The sequence below is a fragment of the Nocardioides antri genome (genome assembly GCF_008373765.1).
Lineage (GTDB): Bacteria > Actinomycetota > Actinomycetes > Propionibacteriales > Nocardioidaceae > Nocardioides > Nocardioides antri.
In genome coordinates, this window is sequence record NZ_VUJW01000003.1 from 233,563 (window position 1) to 257,171 (window position 23,609).

18 protein-coding genes are annotated in these 23,609 nt (G+C 72.0%); 5 read left to right on the forward strand and 13 right to left on the reverse strand.

Translation table 11 applies throughout. The features are described 5' to 3' along the window. Positions 1 to 76: 76 nt before the first annotated feature. Positions 77 to 847: a class I SAM-dependent methyltransferase gene (locus F0U47_RS07265; protein WP_149749655.1), complete on the reverse strand. Its 771-nt coding sequence runs from the start codon at positions 845 to 847 to the stop codon at positions 77 to 79. 257 nt (positions 848 to 1,104) lie between these two features. Between F0U47_RS07265 and F0U47_RS07270 the strand changes: the two genes are divergently transcribed. Further along, positions 1,105 to 2,796, forward strand: coding sequence for a PP2C family protein-serine/threonine phosphatase (locus tag F0U47_RS07270; protein ID WP_149749656.1), 1,692 nt, complete (start codon positions 1,105 to 1,107; stop codon positions 2,794 to 2,796). Here F0U47_RS07270 and F0U47_RS07275 read toward each other — a convergent pair. Genes F0U47_RS07275 through F0U47_RS07285 form a run of 3 tightly spaced genes read right to left on the reverse strand, consistent with a single transcriptional unit; the run spans position 2,762 to position 6,547 of the window. Next, complete coding sequence (locus F0U47_RS07275; RefSeq protein WP_149749657.1) at positions 2,762 to 4,216, reverse strand: aldehyde dehydrogenase; 1,455 nt, start codon at positions 4,214 to 4,216, stop codon at positions 2,762 to 2,764. The two genes, F0U47_RS07270 and F0U47_RS07275, sit on opposite strands and share 35 nt — an antisense overlap. A gap of 13 nt (positions 4,217 to 4,229) precedes the next feature. Continuing rightward, positions 4,230 to 5,393 (reverse strand): Rv3169 family protein, encoded by a 1,164-nt coding sequence (locus tag F0U47_RS07280; RefSeq protein WP_149749658.1) that lies wholly within the window; start codon positions 5,391 to 5,393, stop codon positions 4,230 to 4,232. Next, positions 5,390 to 6,547 (reverse strand): phosphotransferase family protein, encoded by a 1,158-nt coding sequence (locus F0U47_RS07285; RefSeq protein WP_223162689.1) that lies wholly within the window; start codon positions 6,545 to 6,547, stop codon positions 5,390 to 5,392. The genes F0U47_RS07280 and F0U47_RS07285 overlap by 4 nt, the downstream gene beginning before the upstream one ends. 120 nt (positions 6,548 to 6,667) lie before the next feature. Here F0U47_RS07285 and F0U47_RS07290 point away from each other — a divergent pair, with 120 nt between their 5' ends. Beyond that, entirely contained in the window at positions 6,668 to 7,261 is a 594-nt protein-coding gene (locus F0U47_RS07290; protein ID WP_149749659.1) for a TetR/AcrR family transcriptional regulator, read from the forward strand. A gap of 47 nt (positions 7,262 to 7,308) precedes the next feature. On the opposite strand, the gene F0U47_RS07295 is transcribed toward F0U47_RS07290, so the two are convergent. Next, a complete protein-coding gene (locus tag F0U47_RS07295) occupies positions 7,309 to 8,823 on the reverse strand; it encodes an MFS transporter (protein WP_246159504.1) in 1,515 nt (504 codons plus the stop codon). Continuing rightward, positions 8,820 to 9,926 (reverse strand): GuaB3 family IMP dehydrogenase-related protein, encoded by a 1,107-nt coding sequence (locus tag F0U47_RS07300; protein WP_149749660.1) that lies wholly within the window; start codon positions 9,924 to 9,926, stop codon positions 8,820 to 8,822. Before F0U47_RS07300 ends, F0U47_RS07295 begins: the two co-directional genes overlap by 4 nt. A gap of 89 nt (positions 9,927 to 10,015) precedes the next feature. Here F0U47_RS07300 and F0U47_RS07305 point away from each other — a divergent pair, with 89 nt between their 5' ends. Further along, on the forward strand, positions 10,016 to 12,079 hold the full coding sequence (locus F0U47_RS07305) for an AAA family ATPase (RefSeq protein WP_149749661.1): 2,064 nt from the start codon (positions 10,016 to 10,018) through the stop codon (positions 12,077 to 12,079). Between the two features lie 4 nt (positions 12,080 to 12,083). Here the strand turns inward: F0U47_RS07305 and F0U47_RS07310 are convergent, their stop codons facing one another. Next, entirely contained in the window at positions 12,084 to 13,832 is a 1,749-nt protein-coding gene (locus tag F0U47_RS07310) for a hydroxysqualene dehydroxylase (protein WP_149749662.1), read from the reverse strand. A 49-nt stretch (positions 13,833 to 13,881) separates the two neighbouring features. Here F0U47_RS07310 and F0U47_RS07315 point away from each other — a divergent pair, with 49 nt between their 5' ends. Next, the gene (locus tag F0U47_RS07315) at positions 13,882 to 14,514 is read left to right on the forward strand and encodes a TetR/AcrR family transcriptional regulator (protein WP_188111208.1); all 633 of its coding nucleotides are present in this window, start codon (positions 13,882 to 13,884) and stop codon (positions 14,512 to 14,514) included. A 6-nt stretch (positions 14,515 to 14,520) separates the two neighbouring features. Here F0U47_RS07315 and guaB read toward each other — a convergent pair whose 3' ends face one another. Continuing rightward, positions 14,521 to 16,023 carry an IMP dehydrogenase gene (gene guaB / locus F0U47_RS07320; RefSeq protein ID WP_149749664.1) on the reverse strand — a complete coding sequence of 501 codons (1,503 nt, stop codon included), beginning with the start codon at positions 16,021 to 16,023 and terminating at the stop codon, positions 14,521 to 14,523. Positions 16,024 to 16,078: 55 nt separating this feature from the next. Between guaB and zwf the strand changes: the two genes are divergently transcribed. After that, positions 16,079 to 17,536: a glucose-6-phosphate dehydrogenase gene (gene zwf, locus F0U47_RS07325; RefSeq protein WP_149749665.1), complete on the forward strand. Its 1,458-nt coding sequence runs from the start codon at positions 16,079 to 16,081 to the stop codon at positions 17,534 to 17,536. A 145-nt stretch (positions 17,537 to 17,681) separates the two neighbouring features. Here the strand turns inward: zwf and F0U47_RS07330 are convergent, their stop codons facing one another. From F0U47_RS07330 to groL, 5 genes are all read right to left on the reverse strand, one after another. Beyond that, positions 17,682 to 18,683, reverse strand: a complete 1,002-nt coding sequence (locus tag F0U47_RS07330; protein ID WP_149749666.1) for a cytochrome d ubiquinol oxidase subunit II — start codon at positions 18,681 to 18,683, stop codon at positions 17,682 to 17,684. Then, positions 18,680 to 20,080 carry a cytochrome ubiquinol oxidase subunit I gene (locus F0U47_RS07335; RefSeq protein ID WP_246159505.1) on the reverse strand — a complete coding sequence of 467 codons (1,401 nt, stop codon included), beginning with the start codon at positions 20,078 to 20,080 and terminating at the stop codon, positions 18,680 to 18,682. The genes F0U47_RS07330 and F0U47_RS07335 overlap by 4 nt, the downstream gene beginning before the upstream one ends. A gap of 66 nt (positions 20,081 to 20,146) precedes the next feature. Next, positions 20,147 to 21,013 carry a GNAT family N-acetyltransferase gene (locus F0U47_RS07340; RefSeq protein WP_149749667.1) on the reverse strand — a complete coding sequence of 289 codons (867 nt, stop codon included), beginning with the start codon at positions 21,011 to 21,013 and terminating at the stop codon, positions 20,147 to 20,149. Positions 21,014 to 21,082: 69 nt separating this feature from the next. Further along, positions 21,083 to 21,844 (reverse strand): DUF1684 domain-containing protein, encoded by a 762-nt coding sequence (locus F0U47_RS07345; RefSeq protein WP_149749668.1) that lies wholly within the window; start codon positions 21,842 to 21,844, stop codon positions 21,083 to 21,085. 121 nt (positions 21,845 to 21,965) lie between these two features. Then, the gene (gene groL / locus F0U47_RS07350; protein ID WP_149749669.1) at positions 21,966 to 23,591 is read right to left on the reverse strand and encodes a chaperonin GroEL; all 1,626 of its coding nucleotides are present in this window, start codon (positions 23,589 to 23,591) and stop codon (positions 21,966 to 21,968) included. Between the last annotated feature and the right edge of the window lie 18 nt (positions 23,592 to 23,609).

Genomic DNA, 23,609 nt, shown 5'->3' on the forward strand with positions numbered 1-23,609 from the left:
CACTCCCGGCTACTGATCGGTAGCCGATGTGCTGCTTTACACATCCAGATTCGGTGTCAAGCGCCGAGATCGGGCCTCAACCGGTCGCGCTGAGCACCACGATCGGCACCACGAGGGGCGGCATCCCGGCCACCGCGTCCTCCGCGTCCTGCCGCGCCCGGGCCCGCTCGTCCGGCGCGAGCGTCGCGATCCACGGGGCCAGGTGCGCCATGCCGGTGCGCCAGTCGACGAGGTCGGCAGGCGTGCCGAGGCCGGTGTCGACCTCGACGACCCGGGCGCCGGCCGTTCGGTAGCCGGCCCGCCCGGCGAGCGCCTCGAGCTCGGCCGGCCCGGGGTCGCCGTCCCCTCCCCCGGCCTTGAACGCGGCGTACCACTCCGGCCACGCGAAGCCGTGCCGCGCCATGACGGCGTCGACCGCCTCCTTGGCCGGGTGGTCCCACCCCGGCGCGAAGACCGTCGCCAGCAGTGCGCCGGCGACCCGGCGGAGCTCGGCCATCGCCGGCGTCGGGTCCGCGAAGTGGTTGAGCGAGAAGGCGGCTGCGGCCAGCTCGAACGAGCCCGCACAGAACGGCAGCCGGATCAGGTCGCCGACCACTGCCGGCGCGGACGAGGCTGCGAGCATGCCCGGCGCCAGGTCGACCGCCACGACCGAGCGGGCGCCGCGACGGCGGAGGGCCTCGCCGGCCACGCCGGTGCCGGCACCGGCATCGAGCACCCGGGCGCCCCGGACGTCGACGGGTGCATGGTCGGCCATCGCCTCGGCCAGCCGGGCATACATCTGCGCCGGTCCAGCGCGCCAGGCCGCGGCCGCCGCGTCGTACGCCGCGCCGACGCCGCCCTCCGTCATCGGAGCAGGAGGTTGAGCAGAACGGTCAGCGCCACCGACAGAACGATCGAGACGACGATCATCACCAGGCAGCCCATCGCCCCACCGACCGGGCGCACACGGAGACTCATGCGCGGACCGGTACCCAGCGGTCCGAGAGGAACACGTCGGACACGGCGGTCGCCCTGCCCCCGGCTGCGCATCCGGCCAAACCGCCCTCCGGCCACTTCCTGCTCAGTTACGGTGCATCTACTTCTTGGTCGTCTGGAAGGGCGCAGGTGGCTCAGTTCTTCAAGCGCGGCGGCAGGGGCCGGCCGAGCAGGCCCGTCGTGGCGGTCGCGATCACCTGCCTGGTCGGCCTGCTGCTGACGGCTGTCTCGGCGTGGGCGGCGTACCGAGCCGACCAGTCCACGGAGGAGCGACTGCTCCAGACCCAGACGGAGCAGGCAGCGGCGGTGCTCTCCACCGCGATCTTCGTCATCCAGCAGCCGCTGACGACGGCGCTACAGGTGCAGGCGGCGGCCGGCCCGGACGGCGACCCCTCGGTGTTCCGGCGCACCTTCGCGGTCAACGTCGGCAAGGAAGGACTCTTCGTCTCGGCTTCGCTCTGGCAGCGTGACGGCCGCGGGTTCGACCGGCTCGCAGGCGTCGGAGCTGCTCCCGGCATCGAGGCACCCAGCCCAGAGATGCGGGAACTCCTCGATCGCGCGGCCGACAGCAAGACCTCGGTGGTCGAGCGCGTCGTCGTCGGCAAGCGCATCCGGATCGCCTACGCGCTCGCGGACATGATCACCGGCCTCGTCGTGTACGTCGAGCGAGCCCTCCCCGCCGACCGCCGTGCCTCCGTCGACCGGGACTCGGCGTTCTCACAGCTCCACTACGCCATCTACCTGGGTGAGCGGACGCGTCTGGCCGACATGACCACGACGAACGTGGATCCGGCGGACCTGCCGCTGGAGGAGCCCAGCCACCGGACGACGGTCCCCTTCGGCGACACGGTGCTGACCCTGGTGACCCAGCCGACCGAGCACCTCGGCAGCCCGCTGAGCCGACGACTTCCGCTGATCCTCCTGCTCGGCGGCCTGCTGCTGACCCTTGCCACGGCGCTCGTCACCCGGCGCCTCGTCGGCGCCGGGATGCGGGTGGAGTCGGACTCGGCGACGATCACCGACCTGTACCAGCGGATCAACGTCCTCTACGAGGAGCAGCGGGAGGTCTTCCTGCGTCTGCAACGGGCGCTCCTGCCGCACGTCAACCCGCAGATACCCCAGCTCGAGATCGCCTCCAGCTACGTCGCCGGGGCGGAGGGTGTCGAGATCGGTGGCGACTGGTACAGCATCATCGACATCGGCGAGGACCGGTTCGGCTTCGTCGTCGGGGACGTCTCCGGGAAGGGCGTCGACGCCGTCGCCGAGATGGCACGCGCCCGATTCACCCTGCGGGCGTACCTGGTCGACGGCAAGTCCCCTGCCGAGGCGCTCGAGAAGTGCTCCCGCCAGTTCGACATCACCACCGACGGCCACATCATCACCGCCGTCGTCGGCGTCGGCACCTGGCGCACCGGCGAGGTCGTCGTCGCCAACGCCGGCCACCCGCTGCCACTGCTCGTGACGTCCAACCACACCGAGCACGTGCCGATGCCGGTCGGGCCGCCGCTCGGTGTCGGGCCGTCGGCGTACGAGTCCTCGACGTTCACGATGCCCACGGGCTCGACCCTCCTCGCCTACACCGACGGCCTGGTCGAACGTCGCGGCGAGGACATCGACGTCGGGATGCAGCGACTGGTCGAGGCCGCGCGCGTGCACGGGGACGCGCCGGTCGCCGACCTCCTGACCTCGCTCCTGGACGGGTTGCGTGGAGACGGCGCGCCCGACGACATCGCGCTCCTTGCGCTGCGTCGGCTGGAGCCGGCGCGTACGTCGGAGCCCGTCATCATCACGACGGCGGTGGGCTCAGGTACACGGACTTGAGCTCGGTGTACTGCGCCAGCCCCTCCGGTCCGAACTCCCGGCCGAGCCCCGACGCCTTGTAGCCGCCGAACGGCGCCGCGAAGTCCATCGTGTAGGTGTTGATGCCGTAGGTGCCGGTCCGAACCCGGCGGGCGACGTCGACACCCGCGTCGTGGTCGCTCGTCCAGACCGTGCCGGCCAGTCCGTAGTCGGAGTCGTTGGCGATCCGCACGGCGTCGTCGACGTCGTCGTACGGGATCACCGAGAGCACCGGCCCGAAGATCTCCTCCTGGGCGATGCGCATCCGGTTGTCGACGCCGGCGAAGACGGTCGGCCGGACGTACCAGCCGCGGTCGAGCCCGTCGGGCCGGCCGAGCCCGCCGGTGAGCAGGGTGGCGCCCTCCTCCTGGCCCAGCGCGATGTACTTCTCGACCCGCTCCTGCTGCCGCTGCGCGACCATCGGCCCGATCTCGGTGGCGGGGTCCATCGGGTCGCCCACCTGCATGCCGGCCACCGCCTCGGCCAGCGACGCGGCGAACGCGTCGTGCCGGTCGCGGCTGACCAGCACCCGGGTCTGAGCGACGCAGGCCTGGCCGGAGTTCATGAGGCCGATGAACTTCAGGCCCTCGAGGGTCGTCGTGAGGTCGGCGTCGTCGAGCACGATCGCGGCGGACTTCCCGCCGAGCTCGAGCGAGCAGCGCTTGAGCTGCTCGCCGCAGATCGCGCCGATCTTGCGGCCGGCTGCGGTCGACCCGGTGAAGGCCACCTTGTCGACGCCGGGGTGCGCGACCAGGTGCTCCCCCACCTCGCGGCCGGCGGCGACGACGCTCACCACTCCCTCCGGGACGCCCGCCTCCTGCAGCAGCTCGGCGAGGAGGTAGCAGTCGAGTGGACTCTCGGCGGCCGGCTTCACCACGACGGTGCACCCCGCCAGCAGCGCCGGGACGAGCTTCGACATCACGGTGAACTGCGGGACGTTCCACGGCGGGATCGCCGCCACCACACCGATCGGCTCGTGCCGCACCATCACGTCGGCGCCGAGCACACCGGGCCGCGTCGACTCCCACGGGAACTCTCGCGCGATGCCGAGGAACGCCTCGATCTGCATCCAGGGCGCCGGCGACTGCGCCAGGTTGCTGAACGAGATCGGCGCGCCCATCTCGGTCGTGATCAGCTCGGCCATGTCGGCCAGCCGGGCGGCGTACAGCCCCGAGAAGGTCTGTACGACGTCGATCCGCTCCTGCGGCGACATCCGCGGCCACGGGCCCTCGTCGAACGCCCGCCGAGCGGCCGCCACGGCGGCGTCGATGTCGGCGGCGCTGCCCTCCGGCACCCGCGCCACCACCTCCTCGGAGTGGGGCGAGACCACCTCGAGCACGGCGTCGGTCGCGGGCTTCGTCCACGCGCCGCCGATGAACAGCGCGTCACGGTCGAGAGTCATCTGTTGCCTTCCGTCAGGGAGCGAGGTCGAACCAGTCGGCGAAGCCGCTGGGGTCGTGCCGGCCGATGGCGCCGTGCTCGAGGAGGCCCCAGCCCTCCGCGCCGTCCGCGCCCGGGCCGTGCGCGACGGCGTGTCCGACGTGGTCGATCACGCCGAACATCACCCGCCCCGCGACGTCGGGGTCGGTCATGTCGTAGGTGCGCCGCTCGGTGAACCCGGCGCCCTTCCAGACGCCGTGCGTCCAGTCCGCGTCGCCGCCGTAGCCGCCGCCGACGTGGATCGGCACCGGCAGCTTCGACGTCACCTCGAGCACCAGTTCCTTGCCCTCGGGCGTCTGGCAGGTGATGGTCGCGCTGGTCGGCACCCGGGTACCCGACACGTAACGGACCTCGACCCGCGGCCAGCCCAGCTGCTCGACCCGGCCGTCCTTCCAGACCCGGGTGCAGTCGTTGAGCGTCCGGAACCCGTCCGGCGTCTCCTGGATGATGATCACGACGCAGAAGTCGTCGAACCGCATCGGCACGTAGAGCCACCACATGCCCTCGAACGCCGGGTCCGCGGGCTTGCCCGCCGGCGCCGCCTCGCCGACCGGCCGGATGCCCCAGGAGCGGTCGCGCGTGCCGACCCAGCGGTCCGGCGTCACCGCGATCTCCTCGCCGTCGACGGCGATGGTGCCCTCCCAGGTGCCGACCTGGGCGAACCGCTGGGCGTCGAGGATCGTCCCGGAGCCCTGGCGCATCACGTGCGGCAGCTCCTGGACCACCTCGAAGGAGCCCTCCCAGCTGAGGTCCAGCGCGATCCCCTCGGTCTCCTCCAGCACCAGCCGGAGCCTCCGCAGCGGCTCGACGACCTCGACCCGGTAGCTCCCGACCCGCTGCTCCATCCGGTCCGCCCCGCGCGGGTCGCAGGCGTCGCCGAGGTGCACCGCCGTCTGCTCGTCGCCCCGGCGCAGCAGGACGAAGGCGTCCTTCGTGCCGAGGTTGGGGTAGAAGCCGAGACCGGTGATGAGGAAGAGGTCGCCGGTCCGGTCGTGCGCGTTGAGGTAGCAGCGGTCGTAGAAGTTGCGGTCGCTGCTGCCGGCCCAGGCGACGGGACGCGGCAGCTGGTGGATGGGGTACTCGTCGAGCGGCCCGAGGCCGACGTACTCCCCATGACCTCCGGGGCCGTGGCCGGTCATGCGCCCACCTCGTCGAGGAGGCGCTCGAAGAGCGGCCGGTGGTGCAGGACGGCCTCCGGGTCGTCCGGCCGCTCGATCTCGCCGAAGTGGATCTGCCGGGCGCTGGTGCGCAGGAAGACGATGCCCCAGTTGACCGCGGCGAGGACCTGGAACCAGGCGAGGTCACCGACCTCGACACCCGACAGCTCCTGGTACGTCGCCACGACGGTCTCGCTCGTCAGGAAGTCCGGCATGCCGGGCAGTCCCAGCATGGTCGCGATCTCCTGGAACACCGCGTGCGCGAAGACCATCCAGGCGAGGTCCATCTCGCGCGGGCCGAGCGTCGCCATCTCCCAGTCGAGGACGGCGACGGGCGCGAAGTCCTGGTACATCACGTTGCCGATCCGGGAGTCGCCCCACACCAGCACGGGATCGCCCGCTGCGTCGGCGGGCAGGTTGGCCTCGAGCCAGGCGAGGCCGCGCTCGATGAGCGGCGAGCGCGGGCTGCCCTCGGCGGCCGCGACCGCGTAGTCGTACCAGGCGCGGGTCTTCGCGAGGTTGCGCGCCAGCGGGGTAGCACCGGCATGGCCGCTCACGGCGGGGTCGAGGAACCCGAACCGCTCGGCCGCGCCGGGGATGCCGTGCAGCCTCGCCAGCACCTCGATGCTGTTGCGCTCCAGCGCCGCCTGCTGCTCGGGCGCGGCGTCGAAGAGCCAGTTGTCGCCGAACGTGTAGGGCATGACGTCGGGAGGGACCGCACCCTCGAGTCGCCCCATCAGGAAGAAGGGGGTGCCGAGCACCTCTCCGGTCGGCTCGATCAGCCCGACCGGCGGGACCGGGATCCCGGCGAGCTCGCCGGCGAGCCGCATGGCGTCGTACTGGTCCTGGAGGCGGTACTCCGGGAAGACGGGCAGGTCCTCGGCGGCCGGAGCCACGCGCGCGACGTACTCCGTCGTCACGCGGGCGCCGTCCTCGGTCGCGGTGATGGCGAGCAGCACCGTCTCGCTGGACATGCCGTTGCTCTGGATGCCCTCGTGGAGGGTGACCTCCGGGTCCGCGCCCGGGGGCAGCACCGAGGCGAGCCACTCCTCGAGCCGCTCCCGGACGATCGCCGGGTCGCGGCTCGAGCGCTGCAGGGTCATGTCGGCCGGCGGTGCCGGTGGGGACGAGCTCACGGGTCCTCCTGGGCGGGTCACAGCGCCGTCGCCGTGCCGCGGATTCAGCCTGTTAGAACGTGTTCTACTTTGTCAACTGGCGATTACGGTACCCTCGGTGTCGGAATAGAGGAAGAGGTCATGGCGAACTCGTCGGAGGAACCCGCGCGCGGCGCCGGGCGGCCCCGCGACCCGCGGATCGAGCAGGCGGCACTGGCGGCCACCCGCGACCTGCTCGCCGAGGTGGGCTACGCGCGGCTCACCCTCGCGGCCGTCGCCGGACGCGCAGGTACGACGAAGGCCGCGCTCTACCGGCGGTGGCCCTCGCTCGCCCATCTCGTCTACGAGGCGGCCTTCCCCGACGAGCTGGTGGTCGACGTTCGGCTGGAGTCCGACCTCCGCACCGACCTGGCCGGCATCGTCGCCGGCACGCGGGACGCCCTCACGACGCCGGTCGCCGCGGCGGCCCTGGCCGGCCTGCTGGCCGAGTTCTCCACCCACCCCGCCCTGCACACGGCGCTGGTCGCGCGCTGGAGCGTCGCGTTCGACGCGGTCGGCGACCGCCTCCGGCGCGCGGCCGAGGCGGGCGAGGCCAGGCCCGGCGCCCGCCCGGAGGACCTGCTCCGGCTGCTGCTCGGCGCGGTGCTGCTCGGCGTGCTCCTCGGTCCCGAGGAGCTGGGCGACGCCTGGGTCGAACGGACGACCACCCTCCTCCTGGAGGGCCTCCGGCCGTGACCCTCATCGGGGCCGGTCCCCTGGCGGGATCAGCGGCGGGCTGAGCCTCACTCCGGCGAGCGGCACGCAGGGTGCAGCTGGGGGCCGGAGACCCCGCAGTGGGTGCACTCCTCGATGTGGACCCGGCCGGCGTCCCCTGCCGACTCCTCGGCCGCGGCGAGCGGCTTCCGGATGAAGGCGGCCGCGAGCGCGGCGCCGACCAGCAGCAGGCCGGCGCTGATCAGCATGGCCCGGCCGAAGCCCGCGTCGAACGCGGCGGCGTCGGTGTAGTCGGCCCCGGCGATGCCCGCCGCGACCGGGATGACGGCGACGGCCAGCAGGCCGGCGGTGCGGGCGACCGCGTTGTTGACCCCGGACGCGATGCCGGCGTGCCGGTCCTCGGCAGCGTCGAGGACGGTGGCGGTCAGCGGCGCGACCATCAGGGAGAGGCCGGCGCCGAAGAGCAGGACCGGCGGCAGCACGTCGAAGAAGTACGACGCCCCGGCCGTGATCGCGCCCATCCAGAGGACCCCTGCGGCGGACAGCACCGGCCCCAGCGTCATCGGGAGCCGCGGCCCGATCCGCTGCGCCAGCGCGCCCGCGCGTGACGAGAAGAGCAGCATCAGCACGGTGACCGGCAGCATCGACGACCCCGCGACGATCGGCGACCACCCGGCCACCACCTGGAGCTGCAGCACCAGCAGCACGAAGATGACGCCGAGCGCGGCGTACACGAGGAGGGTCACCGCGTTCGCCGCGCTGAACTGCGTGTTGCGGAACAGCCCGAGCGGCACCAGCGGGTGCGACGAGCGCGCCTCGACCACGACAAACGCCACCAGGCACGCGAGCCCCGCGCCGACGGTGGTCAGGACCGAGCCGTTGAAGCCCGCCTCGCCGGCCCGGGTGAGCGCGAAGGTGAGGGCGCCGAGGCCGACCACGGCGAGCGCGGTGCCGGTCAGGTCCAGCCGGGCGACCGCTTCCGGGTCCTTGCTCTCCGGCACGTGGCGCACGGCGATCACGAGGATCACGACCGCGACCGGGACGTTGACGAGGAACACCAGGCGCCAGTTCAGCTCGACCAGCCACCCGCCGACGAGCGGGCCGATGGCGGCTGCGATCCCGCCCAGTCCTGACCAGGCGCCGACCGCTGCCGACCGGTCCTCGCTGTGGAAGGACGCCGCGATGATCGCCAGGCTGCCCGGGGTCAGCAGCGCGCCGCCGATGCCCTGGAGGCCGCGCGCCGCGATGAGCGTGCCGATGTCGGGGGCGATCCCGCAGAGCAGCGAGGCGAGGGCGAACCACACCACGCCGATCAGGAAGATCCGCCGGCGCCCGAACCGGTCACCGAGCGACCCGCCCAGCAGGATCAGCGCGGCTAGCGTCAGGGTGTAGGCGTTGATCGTCCACTGCAGCCCGTCGAACCCGGCATCGAGGTCCTCCCCGATCCGGCCCAGCGCGACGTTGACGACGGTCGCGTCGAGCATCGCCAGGCCGGAGCCCAGCACCGTCGTGAGCAGCACCCACCGTCCGCGGGCGCTGCCCATCCGCAGCGCGACGTCCTCGGCGGCCGGGCCCGCGGTCACTCGACGACGACCTCGATCCGCTGGAACTCCTTGAGATCGGTGTAGCCGGTGGTGGCCATCGAGCGCTTGAGCGCGCCGACCAGGTTCATGGTGCCGTCGGCGACCCGGCTGGGGCCGAAGAGGATCTCCTCGATCGTGCCGATCTGCTCGAACTGCACGCGCTGGCCGCGCGGCAGCTCGGGGTGGTGGGCCTCGGTTCCCCAGTGGAAGCCGCGACCGGGCGCGTCGGTCGCTCGGGCGAACGGCGAGCCGACCATGACCGCGTCGGCACCGCACGCGACGGCCTTGGCGATGTCGCCGGAGCGGCCGATCGAGCCGTCCGCGATCACGTGGACGTAGCGGCCGCCGGACTCGTCGAGGTAGTCGCGACGGGCGGCGGCCACGTCGGCCACCGCCGACGCCATGGGTACGGCGACGCCGAGCACGGTGCGGGTCGTGTGCGCAGCACCACCGCCGAAGCCGACGAGCACGCCGGCCGCTCCGGTGCGCATCAGGTGCAGTGCGGCCTGGTGGGTGGCGCAGCCACCCACGATCACCGGCACGTCGAGCTCGTAGATGAACTCCTTGAGGTTGAGCGGCTCGGACTGGCTCGAGACGTGCTCCGCGCTGACCGTGGTGCCGCGGATCACGAACAGGTCCACGCCCGCGTCGGTGACGACCTTGGCGAACTCCTTGGTGCGCTGCGGGGACAGCGAGCCGGCGACGGTCACGCCGGCCTCGCGGACCTGCCGCAGCCGCTCGGTGATCAGCTCGGGCTTGATCGGCTCGGTGTAGATCTCCTGCAGCCGCCGGGTCGCGGCGTCTCCCTGGAGGCCGGCGACCTCCTCGAGCAGCGGCTCGGGGTCGCTGTAGCGGGTCCAGATGCCCTCGAGGTTGAGCACGCCGAGGCCGCCGAACTTCCCGAACGCGATGGCCGTCGCCGGCGACATGACCGAGTCCATCGGCGCGGCGAGGATCGGCAGCGAGAACCGGTAGGCGTCGATCTGCCAGTCGACGCTGACCTCCTCGGGGTCGCGGGTGCGTCGGGACGGCACGATCGCGATGTCGTCGAAGGAGTAGGCGTGGCGGGCGCGCTTGGCCCGGCCGATCTCGATGTCGGTCACCGCGCGATTCTAGGGCGTGACCCGCCGGTTCGCTGATCCGGACGATTCGCTGGATTCACGATCGGCTCCCCGGGCACACTCGGACGACCATGACCGGCCTCGTCCTTCCCGACCACCTCGCACCGCTGCTCGGCGCCGCCGAGTTCATCGACGTGGTCGGCACCTCCGATCCGTGGGTCGTCCCGGACGGTTGGCTCCAGGACACCCAGCAGGAGCTGCGACGGCTGGTCGAGCGACTCGGCCCGGCCCAGGTGGGCGAGATGTCGTCGCCGTACGCACCGGGTCTGCCCCGCACCCTCCCCTTCCTCTGGACGGCGATCACCTACCTCCCGACGCCGGCGCCGATCTTCGTCGGCTCGTACACCCAGCTGGGGCAGACCCTGCTCGAGCCGTGGTACCTCCCGGGGGAGACCCTCCCGCCGAGCAGCGTGCGGACCTTCGCGACCCGCAGGTGGGACTGGCTGCTCGACCTCGCCTACGACGCGAGGGCGGTCGACCGGTCCGCGGTGCCGGACGCGTTGGAGGTCTCGATCGCCGTCTGTGACCTCCTCGCGCAGGCGCCGACGCATCGCGAGCGCGCGGTCGCAGCCGCGCGGGTGCTGCGACGGACGCTGGCCGACGAGGCGCTCGTTGCCGCGATCCAAGGTGCCTCCTGGGCCGAGCTCGACGCTCGCTGGCAGCAGGACCACGCGCTGGTGACCGACGAGGACGCCGCCGCGCTGCCGGAGCTCCGGGGCTGGACCTCGCTGCTCGCCTGGGGCCTCCACGGGTTCGACGCGGCGCACGCCCACCTCACCGACCGGGTCAGCCGCGGGCAGACCGCGGAGGGGCTGATCGCCTCCATGGCCCTGTACGACGGCATCGACGAGCTGCCCGCGGCGTTGAGCGCGGTGCTCGGCCCGGCGAGGTTCCAGGAGGTCCGCGCCGAGATGGAGCGACAGCGGCCTGGCTTCGACTCCGTCGACTGGCTGGGCGACACCCGCGGCTGGATCGCGCGGTCGATGGTCCAGGGCGAGATCGACGCCGCGCGGATCTGGATGGCGATGGCGACCCACGTCGCCTACTTCAACGTCCGGCTCGCCAATCCCGACGCCAACACGGGCTGCCCCGACCGGATCGGCTTCTGGGACGACGTGCGCGCGATCTTCCGGCCGGCACCGACGGTGCGCAACCCGTTCGCCTCCCGGCTCCAGGCGCGCTCGCCGATCGTGTCTCCGGTCGGACCGACCGACCTGACCGGACCGGGCGAGGGGGAGCGCCTGCGTGAAGGCGAGTACGACGCCGCCGCCGCGTCTCCCCCGCCGGTCGAGATCGGCGACCCGATGGGCGAGCTGACCGACCTGATCGGCCTCCAGGCGGTCAAGGAGCAGGTGCAACGACTGGTCGCCGAGGTGAAGGCCGAGCAGTTGCGCCGGGAGATCGGCATGCCGGCGTCGGACCGCTCGCGCCACATGGTGTTCCTCGGCAATCCCGGCACTGCGAAGACGACGGTGGCGCGGCTGCTGGCGCGGGTGTACGCCCAGCTCGGCGTGCTCGACAATGGTCACCTGGTCGAGGTCAGCAGGCAGGACCTGGTCGGTGAGTTCATCGGCCAGACCGCGCCGCGCACCACCGCGGCCTTCAACCGGGCCTCCGGCGGTGTCCTGTTCGTCGACGAGGCCTATGCGCTGGTCCCGCCGGACTCCGACCGCGACTTCGGCCACGAGGCGATCTCCACCCTGCTCAAGCTGATGGAGGACCGGCGCGACGAGGTGGTGGTGATCGCGGCCGGCTACCCCCGCGAGATGCACCGGTTCCTGACCGTCAACACCGGTCTGGCCTCCCGCTTCCCGACCACGATCGGCTTCGCCGACTACGACGACGACGAGCTGGTCGCGATCTTCGAGCTGCTGCGCGTCCGGGCGGGCTACGACCTCGACGAGTACGTCATCCAGCAGCTCCGGCAGCTGTTCCCGCGGCCCCGGCCTGAGGGGTTCGGCAACGGGCGGTTCGTGCGCAACGTCTTCGAGGAGACCGTGGCGCGCCAGGCGCAGCGGATCGTCGGCTCGGGTGCGACCACGCCCGAGGAGATCCGGATGCTCCGCTGGCAGGACCTCCCGGCCACGCCACCGCCGGACGACAAGCCGTCCGCGGGCGCCGGTCTCTACCTCTGACGGGTCACCCGATGTCGAACGCGTTCTTGCGCCCGAGCCGGTAGAGCGCCTTGTCGGCGACCTTCAGCGCCTCCCACTCCGGCGGCCGGTGCATCTTGTAGATCGGGGCCGGCGTGCCCCTGGCCCCGGACTCGTCGAGGATCGCGTTGGCGGCCTGACGGCCGGACTCGTTGGCGCCCTCCATCGTGGCCAGGTCGACGTTGGTGCGGCAGAAGTCGCCGGAGAGGAACAGGTTGCTGATCCCCGTCCGGGCGCGCGGGCGCAGCTTCCACGAGTCGACGGTGTTGATGAGGAGCGGCTCGTCGTTGGTGTTGGCGCGCCGGGCCGGGTCCCACTGGATGGCCGGGTCGAGGAACCACGAGTGCAGGACGTCGTCGGGCAGGACCGACGCCCCGGTGTCCTCGAGGGCGGCCTTCATCTGCGCCCAGACCTCGGCCCGCACCTCGGCCTTGGTGCACCGCTTGGCCGGCTTGCCGAACAGGATGCCGGGGGTCGTCCAGTCGGAGACGTCGACCGAGAGGCAGTCGACCGCCCTGCCGTCGCCGTACGTCGCCGGGAAGTCGTTGGTCCAGAACTGGCCCTGGGTCAGCGCGGTCAGCGACCACGGCGAGTCGATGAACGCGACGTGGCCGTGGGTGATGTCGACCGGGCGCCTCAGGTAGAACTGGACGCCGTTCATCCAGTCGACGACGAGGCTCTTCAGGCCCTCGAGCCTCGGGGCGGCGCGGAGCACGCGGGCCGACAACAGGGGCGTGACCCGCTCGACGGGCATCGCGGACACGAACCAGTCGGCCTCGATCGTGGTCGGGCCGTTGGGGGTGGTGGCCCGCGCACCGGTGATCCGCCCGTTCGCGACGTCGAGCCCGACGACCGTCGTACCGGTGCGGAACCGCACGCCCTTGCTGCGCAACAGCTGTAGCCACGGGTCGATCCACACCTCGTTGGTCGGGCCGTTGAGGACCATGTCGGCGTGCCCCTCCGTGCCGACGCCGGCGAGGGCGTACATGAACGCCTCCGCCATGTTGCCGATCGTGCGGGTGCTGGCGACCTCCTCCTTGGCAGCGACGAGCGCCCGGGTCATCCCGCGGGCGGCGACGGTCTGGTACTCGGCGGAGTGCTTCTCGGCGCGGACGAAGTCCCACCAGGACGTCTTCTCCCACTGCCCCATCCGGCGCTCGTCACAGCTGGAGAGGTAGACGACCAGCCGGGATGCGAAGTACGCCGCCTCGTGGGGCATGACGGCCTGTCGGCCGAGCCACTCGTCGCGGATCAGGCGGATCAGCGCGTCGGGCGAGGCCAGGTGGCGAGGATCGGGAGCGAACCCGAACAGCTGCATGTCGTCGCGCCCGCCGGAGCGCGGGAACAACGGGACCGGCGCGGGGACCAGGTTGTCGAAGACGCCGTTCTCGTTGGCGCCGAACGGAATGCGCCGCATCGTGTCCGGGATGTGGTGGTAGAAGCCCGGGAAGAACCGGAACCCGTGCTCGCCCGGGAGGTCCCGCCGGCCGCCGGCTGCCGTGCCGCGCACCGGGATGCTCCGCGCCTTGCCGCCGAGAGCCTTGCGCTCGTAGACCGTGACCTCGAAGCCACGCTCGACCAGCTCGTGCGCGGCGGCCAGACCGGCCATGCCACCGCCCAGGACGGCGACCCGGCGCCGTCGCACCGCGAGGGCGGGCGACAGCGGGCCGACAGCCAGTGCCCCCGCGGCGATTCCGGACCCGCGCAGGACGCTGCGACGAGAAAGCGACCCCATGCCACCCACCTCTCTCTAACCGACACTGGTGTCGGTTAGAGTTGGGATTGTGTCCAAGACCGACGTCCCCGTCAACCCGCCGCGGCGGCGCCTGCGCGGAGCCGAGCGCCGCGCGCGCATCGAGGCGGCCGCCGTGGTCGCGTTCGCCCACCGGGGGTACGACGCCACCGCGATCGGGGAGATCGCGGCCGCGGCCGGGGTGACCCGGACAGTGCTCTACGACCACTTCCCCGACAAGCGAGCGCTGTTCCTGCACGTGCTGGCTACCCAGCACGAGCTGATGCTCACCGAGATCGCGCGCGGCATCACCAGCGAGGGCGGTCCGCGCGACCGGGTGCGGGCGACGCTGGCGTCGTACCTCCGCTTCACCCGCGACCACCCGGCGGCGCGCCGGCTCCTGCTCGACCCGATCCCCTCCGGCGACGCCGAGCTGGACGAGGTTGTCCGGGGCTACCTCGACGATCGGGCGAACGCGATCAGCGGCATGGTGTCGGCCGACCTCGCCCGGGTCGGCGTCGACCTCGCCTCCACCAGCCTGCCGGTCATCGTCGCCGTCGTCAGCGGCGCCGCCGACGGCCTTGCCCAGTGGTGGGCCCTCCACCCGGACACGCCGTTCGACGAGGTCGTCGACGCAGCCACGAGGCTGCTGTGGAACGGCCTCCCCCGCGCGGGCGACCCCTAGTCGAGGTCAGCGGCCGGAGTAGTTGGGCGCCTCGACGGTCATCTCGACCCCGTGGGGGTGGCTCTCGGTGAGCGAGGCGGAGGTGATCCGGACGAACCGGCCCTTCTCCTGCAGCTCCGGGATGGTCCGCGCGCCGATGTAGAACATCGACTGGTTGAGGCCGCCGAGCAGCTGGTGGGCGACGCTGGCCAGCGGCCCCTTGTAGGCGACCCGGCCCTCGACACCCTCGGGGACGATCTTGTCGTCGCTGGCGATCTCGGCCTGGAAGTAGCGGTCCTTGGAGTAGGACTTCTTGCCGCGCGAGGACATCGCGCCGAGCGAGCCCATGCCGCGGTAGGACTTGTACTGCTTGCCCTGGTGGAAGACCACCTCGCCGGGCGCCTCCTCGCAGCCCGCGAGCATCGAGCCCACCATGACGGCGTCGGCGCCGGCGACGATCGCCTTGGCGATCTCACCGGAGTGCTTCATGCCGCCGTCGGCGATGACCGGGACGCCGGCCGGCTTGGCGGCGAGGGATGCCTCGTAGACGGCCGTGATCTGCGGGACGCCGACACCGGTGACGACGCGCGTCGTGCAGATCGAGCCGGGGCCGACGCCGACCTTGATCCCGTCCGCGCCCGCGTCGATGAACGCCTCGGCGCCCTCCTTGGTCGCGACGTTGCCGCCGATGACCTGGACGTGGCGGGTACCCGGGTCGGACTTGAGCCGCTGCACCATGTCGAGCAGCATCTTCACGTTGCCGTGGGCGGTGTCGGCCACGAGCACGTCGACACCGGCCTCGATGAGCCCGGTCGCCCGGTCCCAGGCGTCGCCGAAGTAGCCGATCGCGGCACCGACCATGAGCCGGCCGCTCGCGTCCTTGGAGGCGTTGGGGAACTGCTCGGACTTCACGAAGTCCTTGACCGTGATCAGCCCGCCCAGCCGGCCCTGGCTGTCGACGAGGGGGAGGCGCTCGCGCTTGTGCTTGCGCAGCAGCGCGGTCGCCTCGTCACGGCTGATGCCGACCGCGCCGGTGACCAGCGGCATCGGGGTCATCACCTCGTCGACCTTGGTGGTGGCCCACTCCGCGACGGGGGTGAACCGCAGGTCGCGGTTGGTGCAGATGCCGAGCAGACGGTTGGTGGAGTCGACGACCGGCAGCCCGGAGACGCGGTACTCGCCGCAGATCCGGTCGAGGTCCTCCAGCGTCGCGTCGGGACCGATGGTGACCGGGTTGGAGATGATGCCGGTCTGGGTCCGCTTCACGAGGTCGACCTGGTAGGCCTGCTCCTCGGCGGAGAGGTTGCGGTGCAGGATGCCGATGCCGCCCTGGCGGGCCATCGCGATCGCCATCCGCGACTCGGTGACGGTGTCCATCGCGGCGCTGACGAGCGGTGCCCGCAGGCTGATCTCCCGCGTCAGGCGCGTGGTCGTGTCGATCTCGTCAGGGGCCAGGTCGGAATGACCCGGCAGCAGCAGGACGTCGTCGTAGGTGAGACCGAGGGGCGCGAACTTCTCGGGGACCTCCATGACGGAATCCTACGGGCCGTAGCGTGGCTTGACCGAATCGGTCACGCTGGTTCCTGTGACCCCTGACCTGCCCCCGCACGTGCTGGTCCTCTTCGGCGCGACCGGCGACCTCGCGTCCCGCAAGCTGTTCCCCGGCCTCTACCGGCTGGCGGCGGCCGGACGGCTACCGCGGCACCTCGCGGTGATCGGCAGCGGCCGCCGGTCTCCCGGCACCGAGGAGGAGTTCCGCAACCAGGTCCGGTCCGCGCTCACGGAGTTCGTCAAGGACGTCGACGAGTCGGTGGCCGGCCCGCTGGTGGAGCGGATCACGTTCGTCACGTCGTCGGCCGACGACGGCACGGCGCTGGCCGAGGCGGTGCGGGACGCCGAGGACCGGCTCCTCGAGGAAGCAGGCTGCCTGCTGTCCGACGTACGACGGCTGCTCTACCTGTCGGTGCCGCCGTCGGCCGTGCAGGGCATGGTCCAGATGCTCGCGAAGGTGGACCTGGTGGACCGCTCGCGGTTGGTCGCCGAGAAGCCCTTCGGCACCGACTTCGCGACCGCCCGCGCGCTCGACGTGGTGCTGCGCAACGCGTTCGAGGAGGCGCAGATCTTCCGGATCGACCACTTCCTCGGCAAGGAGGCGGTGCAGAACATCCTGGCGCTCCGCTTCGCCAACGGGCTCTTCGAGCCGGCGTGGAACCGGCACACCATCGAGTCGGTGCAGATCGACGTGCCGGAGAAGCTCACCGTCGAGGGCCGCGGCAGCTTCTACGAGGGCACCGGGTGCCTGCGCGACATGGTCACCACCCACCTCTGCCAGCTGCTCGGATTCGTGGCGCTCGAGGACCCGCACGCCTACCGCGAGTCCGCGCTGCGGGCGGCGAAGGCAGCCGTGTTCGCCGCGGTGCGACCGCTCGACCCCGACCGCGTCGTCTTCGGTCAGTACGACGGCTACCGCGACGAGCCGGACGTCGCTCCCGACTCCGACGTCGAGACCCTCGTCGCCATCGAGATGTGGATCGACAACGACCGGTGGCGCGACGTGCCGTTCTACCTGCGCACGGGCAAGGCGATGGCCGAGGGGCGGCGGACCATCACCGTCCGCTTCTCCGACCCGCGCCACCGGTGGCTCAAGCCCGCCGACCAGGGGATGCCCGCGCCCAACGAGCTGGTCATCGAGCTCGCCGACCAGCCGCGGATCGCCATCGACGTCCGGGCGAAGCGGCCGGGCCCCGACATGGACATCGTCGAAGGCGTCTTCCGGCTCGACCTGGTGTGCGACGTGCCGGACTCCGACCCGCTCGAGGCCTACGAGCGACTGCTGCTGGACGTGATGCGCGGCGACCGGACGCTGTTCATCAGCTCCCACGAGGTCGAGCGGCTGTGGGAGATCTGCCAGCCCGTCCTCGACCGCCGGCCCGCTCCCCTGTCCTACCCGCAGGGGTCCTGGGGCCCGCAGGCCGCGATCGACCTGCCGCTCGGGGGTTGGCGGCTCGGGAACCACCCGCCGGACCGGTCGCTGACGTCCTGAGGTGGGGCGGGAGACAGTTTCACCGGCCGGCCGGTGAAACTGTCGCTGGGAGTACGAAGTTTCATCGGCCAAGCGACAGTTTCGTCGGCCAAGTCGGGCCGCCAGCCGACGACAGGGCCGACGCCGCCGTACGACGCGCGCCTCGTCAGTGGCGCGACCACTCCTCGCTCTGGGTGAGCCGCAGCAGGTAGGCCAGCGGCGGGAGCACGACCACCACCGCCAGCCCTACGGCGACCAGCAGCGCCTGCAGCGTCGCCGGGGCGCCGGCCCCCTCGGCGATGGTGACCTCGTCGACGAGCAGCCAGGGGTACTGGCCCACGCCCCAGCCGGACACCACCGCAGCCACTGCCACGGCTGCGGGGAGCCGGGCCCAGGCGTAGCGGCGGGTCCACAGCAGCCAGAGGGTCGCGACGCCTGCGACGGCGGAGAGCACGACCAGCGGCGCGGCGCGGCCGGTGAGGCCGTCGCTCAGGGTCGGGGCGTCGTCCATGATCGGGCCGAGGGCGGCGAACACGACGGCGCCGGTGACGACGCCGACGGCGAGGGCGCGGAGCCGCAGGTCCTCCGCCAGCCGGCCCTGCCCGCTGCGCGCCGCGTCCGCGGCCAGGAAGACGCCGGCGAGGAACGCGCAGGTGCCGACGGCGATCACGCCGCCGAAGAGCGAGGTCGGGTTGAGCCACGACGACCATCGGTCGCCGGTCCCGTCGGCCGGCACCCGGCCGGACGCGAGCGCGCCCGCGACGGTCCCGAGGAAGAACGGCGTGAGGATCGACGAGGCGGCGAACGTGACGCCGAAGAGGCGGGCCTGGCCGAGGGTGGCGGAGTACTTGCGGAAGGCGAAGCTCGCCCCGCGCAGCACGATGCCCAGCAGGGCGAGCAGGAGCGGCAGGACCAGGGTGGTCATCGCCGCCGCGAACGTCTCCGGGAACGCCGTCCACCAGATCACCAGGACATAGATCAGCCAGACGTGGTTGGCCTCCCAGACCGGTCCGATGCTGTGGTCGACGAGCGTCCGCAGCTCGGCACCGCGACGGCCGCTGCCGGCAGTCAGGTCGAAGAACCCGGACCCGAAGTCGGCGCCGCCGAGCACGGCGTACGCCACGACGCCGACGATGAGCGCCGCCGCGACGGCGACCTCGACGCTCATGACCGCTCCCCCACGGTCTCGGGTGCGTAGGGGCTCGGCAGGTCGGACTCGCCCGCCCGCCAGCGTCGCGCCATGGAGCGGAGTACGACGACCGCACCGGCCGTCATCGCGGCGTAGACCACGACGGTGCTGCCGAGCAGCCACCACAGGCCCGAGTAGTCGCCGGCGGCCTCGGTCGTGCGCATGTAGCCGTAGACGATCCACGGCTGGCGGCCGACCTCTGTCGCGATCCACCCCGACTCGAGCGCCACCACGGCGAGCGGCCCGCTCACCGCCACGAACCGCAGGAACCACCGCTTCTCCAGCAGGTCGCGGCCGCGCCAGCGGAGGAACCAGAAGAGCGCGACGCTGCCCGCGAGCAGGGTGCCGATGCCGACCATCGACTGGAACGCCCAGTGCGTGAGGTTGACCGGCGGCCGGTCGTCCTCGGGGATCTCGTCGAGACCGGGCACGGGCTCGTCGAAGGAGTTCATCGCGAAGACCGACCCCAGGACCGGGATGTCGATCGCGCCCTTGACCTCGCCGTCGACGTACACACCCCCGATCCGCAGCGGCGACGGGCTCTCCGCGGTCTCGGCGAGCTCGAAGGAGGCCAGCTTGGCGGGCTGCCGCTCGTCGAGGCCGGCGCCCAGCAGGTGCCCGACGAAGGGCTGGGCCAGGGCGGCGACGGTCGCGAAGGCGAAGGGCACGACGAAGCCGAGCCGGTGGTGCTCGTCGCGCCTGCCGCGCAGCATCCCGACGGCGTAGACGCCCGCGATGCTGAAGCCGACGACCATGTAGGCGGCGACCCACATGTGGGCGAACTGCAGCCACACCTGGTCGTTGAACATCGCGGCCCACGGGTCCACGTCGGTGACCTCGCCGTCGACGAGGCGGAACCCCGCCGGTGCGTTCATCCAGGCGTTGACCGCGAGCACGCAGAACGTCCCGACCACGCCGGCGATCGCCATCGGCACCAACATGAGGACGTGCCGCTTCGGTGGCATCCGGCCCCACCCGTAGAGGTAGATGCCGAGGAAGATCGCCTCGACGAAGAACGAGAGCCCCTCGAACGCGAACGGCAGGCCGAGCACGTCGCCGTACGTCCCCATCAGGCCGGGCCACAGCAGGCCCATCTCGAAGCTGAGGACGGTGCCGGAGACCGCTCCGATCGCGAAGAGGACGGCCGAGGTCTTGGCCCACCGCTTCGCGAGCTCGAGCGCGACGGGGTCGTCGCGCCGGATGCCGCGCAGGTGCATCACCAGGATCATCGCGGGGAACGCCACGCCGAAGCAGGCCAGGACGATGTGCCAGCCCAGGGACAGCGCCATCTGCTGGCGGGCCGGCAGCAGGCCTTCGGGCTCGACCGCCGCGGAGAGCTGCGCGACGACATCGGCGAGGAGGGCAGGGGTCACCACGCGGACGACGCTACGGGGCGGAAAGCCGCCGATCACGCGTTTGTGAAACTTTTCACGAAGTCGGTGTCAGACCCGCAGGTCGCTCACCACGATCCGCACCATGACCGTCTCCCCGGCCATCCGGATCCGCCCCCGCAACCCCGCCGACAGCACCATCGGGAGCACCGCCTGGCTGTCCGCCGGCGCGGTGAGTACGATCTCCTCGGCGCCGCGGGCACGAGCCGCCCGGGCGATGTGGGCGAGCAGCCGGGTGCCCACGCCTCTGCGCTGCCAGCTGGGGTCCACCCACATGTCGACGGGCCACGGGTCGGCGTCGGTGGCGCCCCGGGTGAACGACGCGCGGCCGATCACCCGGCCTCCCACCAGCACCGAGGTTTCGTCCTCGCCCCGGACGAACGTCGGCTCGGCGGCGCTCGCGGTGTCCGGAGCGGACGGCGACTCCCGGCTGAGCACGTCGCTGACCAGCTCGGCGAGCGCAGCGCCGCGGGCGCGCTCCGCCGGGGTGAACGGGGTGTCCCGCCGGATCTGGATCACCGCGTTCGCGACGGTCATCTCGAGCACGTCCTCCGCCCCGTGGGTCGGCTCCACGTCCGCGTCGAAGAGGTGGGCGACGACGTCCGGGAAGGTCGCAGGATGGTCGAGGATCTGCTTGGCTGCCCGGACATAGCGCGTGGGCTGGTCGTCGAGGGCGTGGTGGTCCACCTGGTGCGCGACGACGGAGTCGCCGTTCGACCGTTGGACCAGGGCGACGATGTCCGCCTCCCGCCACTCCTCGGGTGTGCGGATCACCAGCTCGATCGTCGCGGTGCCCGGGACCCGGCTGCTGAACACCTGGACGGCGCCGATGTTGACGCCGGCCCTCCCGCACTCGTGGGAAAGGGAAGCCAGCTTTCCGGGCCGATCCGGCAGGTTCGCGCGCACCCTCCACAGCATTCCCCCAGCATGCCAGTCCCGAGGGGTGCCGAGCTGGATCTGGCTCCTCCCCCGCCGCGCGACGGGGTGTCAGTCCTGCGCGGCCGGGACGGACGCCGGGTCCTGCTCCCCCGCCTCGATCGGCACCGTGAGCCGGTTCTGCGGGAGCGGGACCGGACAGGTCGTGAGCTCCGTGTAGGCGCACGGCAGGTTCGTGGTGCGGTTGAAGTCGAGGACGACCGTGCCGTCGGCGGCCGGAGCCGGGGCGACGAGCTGGCGGCCGGCGGGGTACGTCGTTCGCCCCGACGTCCCGTCGGCGAACACCAGCCACAGGCCGCCCTCGTCGTCGTACGCCACCAGCCGTACCTGCTCGTCGGCGATCGTGAAGGTGACCTCCCCGACTGCGTCGTCGGTGGGCCGGTCGCCCTCGAACGGGCTGAACTGCGCGGTCACCACCCAGTCCGGGGACGGCGGGTAGGTCGGGGTCGCCCGGTGGCGGGTCCGGAGCGGGTTCGCGGGGTCGCGGGGCCGCAGCAGCACGGCGTCGCCGCGGCTCGCGACCTCGACGACCACGTCGCCGGACCGCGCCCGGACGCCGACCTCGTCGACCGGGCCGACGACGTGGCGACCGCGGATCTCGCGGTCGTCGAGGACGAGCGACTCCTCCGGGTCCAGCTCGACCACGACCCCGTCCGCCCCGACCGACCAGGCGCCGGGTGCGGGGGCGCACCGCTGCGGCGTCGCACCCAGCCAGTGCAGGCCGGTGATCGCGAGGAACCCGTCGGGGGCGGTCAGCCGCTCCTCGCGCCGGCGGCGCCAGGCGTGCCACTCCCCGAGAAAGTCGTCACCCATGGCCCGATCCTGCCGCCCACGCGCAAACGCCGCCCGAGGGCGGCTCGTCCCCGGCACGAAAAATGCGCCGAGCCGGCTCATCCTGGGATGAGCCGGCTCGGCGAGGTGGGGTGGCTGCGGGTCAGTGCCCGTGGCCGTGCCCGTGACCGTGACCGGCCGCGTCGGGCTCCTCCTCCTCGGGCTTGTCGACGACCAGGGTCTCGGTCGTCAGCAGCATGGCGGCGATCGAGGTCGCGTTGACCAGCGCGGAGCGGGTCACCTTGACCGGGTCGAGGACGCCCTGGGCGACCAGGTCGCCGTACTCGCCCGTCGCAGCGTTGAACCCGTTGCCGACGCCGAGCTCGCGGACCTTGGTGGTGACGACGTAGCCGTTGTCACCGCCGTTCTCGGCGATCCAGCGCAGCGGCTCGTCGGCGGCCTTGCGGACCACCCGCACGCCGACCGCCTCGTCGCCGGTGAGGCCGAGGTCCTTGTCGAGCACCGACACCGCGTGGATGAGCGCGGAGCCACCGCCGGGGACGATGCCCTCCTCGATCGCGGCGCGCGTCGCGGAGACGGCGTCCTCGATGCGGTGCTTCTTCTCCTTGAGCTCGACCTCGGTGGCCGCGCCGACCTTGATCACGCAGACGCCGCCGGCGAGCTTGGCGAGACGCTCCTGGAGCTTCTCCTGGTCCCAGTCGCTGTCGGCGGCCTCGATCTCCTGCTTGATCTGGTTGACCCGGCCCTCGACCTGCGCGGGGTCGCCAGCGCCGTCGACGATCGTGGTGCTGTCCTTGGTGACGACCACGCGACGAGCCTGGCCGAGCACGTCGAGCCCGACCTGGTCGAGCTTGAGGCCGACCTCGGGGGCGATGACCTGACCGCCGGTCAGGATCGCGATGTCCTGCATCATCGCCTTGCGCCGGTCACCGAACGCCGGAGCCTTCACCGCGACAGCGTTGAACGTGCCGCGGATCTTGTTGACCACCAGCGTCGAGAGCGCCTCACCCTCGACGTCCTCGGCGAGGATGAAGAGCGGCTTGCCGGCCTGGATGACCTTCTCCAGCAGCGGCAGCAGGTCGGCGATCGCCGAGATCTTCCCCTGGTGGAGCAGGATGTAGGGGTCGTCGATGACCGCTTCCATCCGCTCCGGGTCGGTCACGAAGTACGCCGAGATGTAGCCCTTGTCGAACTGCATGCCCTCGGTGAACTCGAGCTCGGTGCCCATGGTGTTGGACTCCTCGACGGTGATGACACCGTCCTTGCCCACCTTGTCGAACGCCTCGGCCAGCAGCTCGCCGATGTGGCTGTCGCGGCTGGAGATCGTGGCGACGGAGGCCATGTCCTCCTTCGAGTCGACGTCGCGGGCGGCGGCGAGCAGCGCGTCGCTGACCGCCTGCCCGGCTGCGTCCATGCCGCGCTTGATGCCCATCGGGTTGGCGCCGGCGGCCACGGCGCGGAGGCCCTCGTGCACCATCGCCTGGGCGAGCACGGTCGCGGTCGTCGTACCGTCACCAGCGATGTCGTTGGTCTTGGTCGCGACCTCCTTGGTGAGCTGGGCACCAAGGTTCTCGAACGGGTCGTCGAGCTCGATCTCGCGCGCCACGGTGACACCGTCGTTGGTGATCGTGGGGGCGCCCCACTTCTTGTCGAGGACGACGTAGCGGCCCTTGGGACCGAGCGTCACCTTGACCGTGTTCGCGAGCTTGTCGACGCCGCGCTCGAGCGCGCGCCGGGCGTTCTCGTCGAACTCCAGGATCTTCGGCATTACTGCTCCTTCGAAAGT

Excerpts from the sequence above, each read along its gene's own strand:
- groL (WP_149749669.1), bottom strand. The coding sequence starts at position 23,591 with ATGCCGAAGATCCTGGAGTTCGACGAGAACGCCCGGCGCGCGCTCGAG.
- F0U47_RS07330 (WP_149749666.1), bottom strand. The coding sequence starts at position 18,683 with ATGAGCGTCGAGGTCGCCGTCGCGGCGGCGCTCATCGTCGGCGTCGTG.
- F0U47_RS07275 (WP_149749657.1), bottom strand. The coding sequence starts at position 4,216 with ATGACTCTCGACCGTGACGCGCTGTTCATCGGCGGCGCGTGGACGAAG.
- F0U47_RS07290 (WP_149749659.1), top strand. The coding sequence starts at position 6,668 with ATGGCGAACTCGTCGGAGGAACCCGCGCGCGGCGCCGGGCGGCCCCGC.
- F0U47_RS07340 (WP_149749667.1), bottom strand. The coding sequence starts at position 21,013 with ATGCTGTGGAGGGTGCGCGCGAACCTGCCGGATCGGCCCGGAAAGCTG.
- F0U47_RS07310 (WP_149749662.1), bottom strand. The coding sequence starts at position 13,832 with ATGGGGTCGCTTTCTCGTCGCAGCGTCCTGCGCGGGTCCGGAATCGCC.
- F0U47_RS07345 (WP_149749668.1), bottom strand. The coding sequence starts at position 21,844 with ATGGGTGACGACTTTCTCGGGGAGTGGCACGCCTGGCGCCGCCGGCGC.
- F0U47_RS07280 (WP_149749658.1), bottom strand. The coding sequence starts at position 5,393 with ATGACCGGCCACGGCCCCGGAGGTCATGGGGAGTACGTCGGCCTCGGG.
- F0U47_RS07265 (WP_149749655.1), bottom strand. The coding sequence starts at position 847 with ATGACGGAGGGCGGCGTCGGCGCGGCGTACGACGCGGCGGCCGCGGCC.
- guaB (WP_149749664.1), bottom strand. The coding sequence starts at position 16,023 with ATGGAGGTCCCCGAGAAGTTCGCGCCCCTCGGTCTCACCTACGACGAC.
- F0U47_RS07305 (WP_149749661.1), top strand. The coding sequence starts at position 10,016 with ATGACCGGCCTCGTCCTTCCCGACCACCTCGCACCGCTGCTCGGCGCC.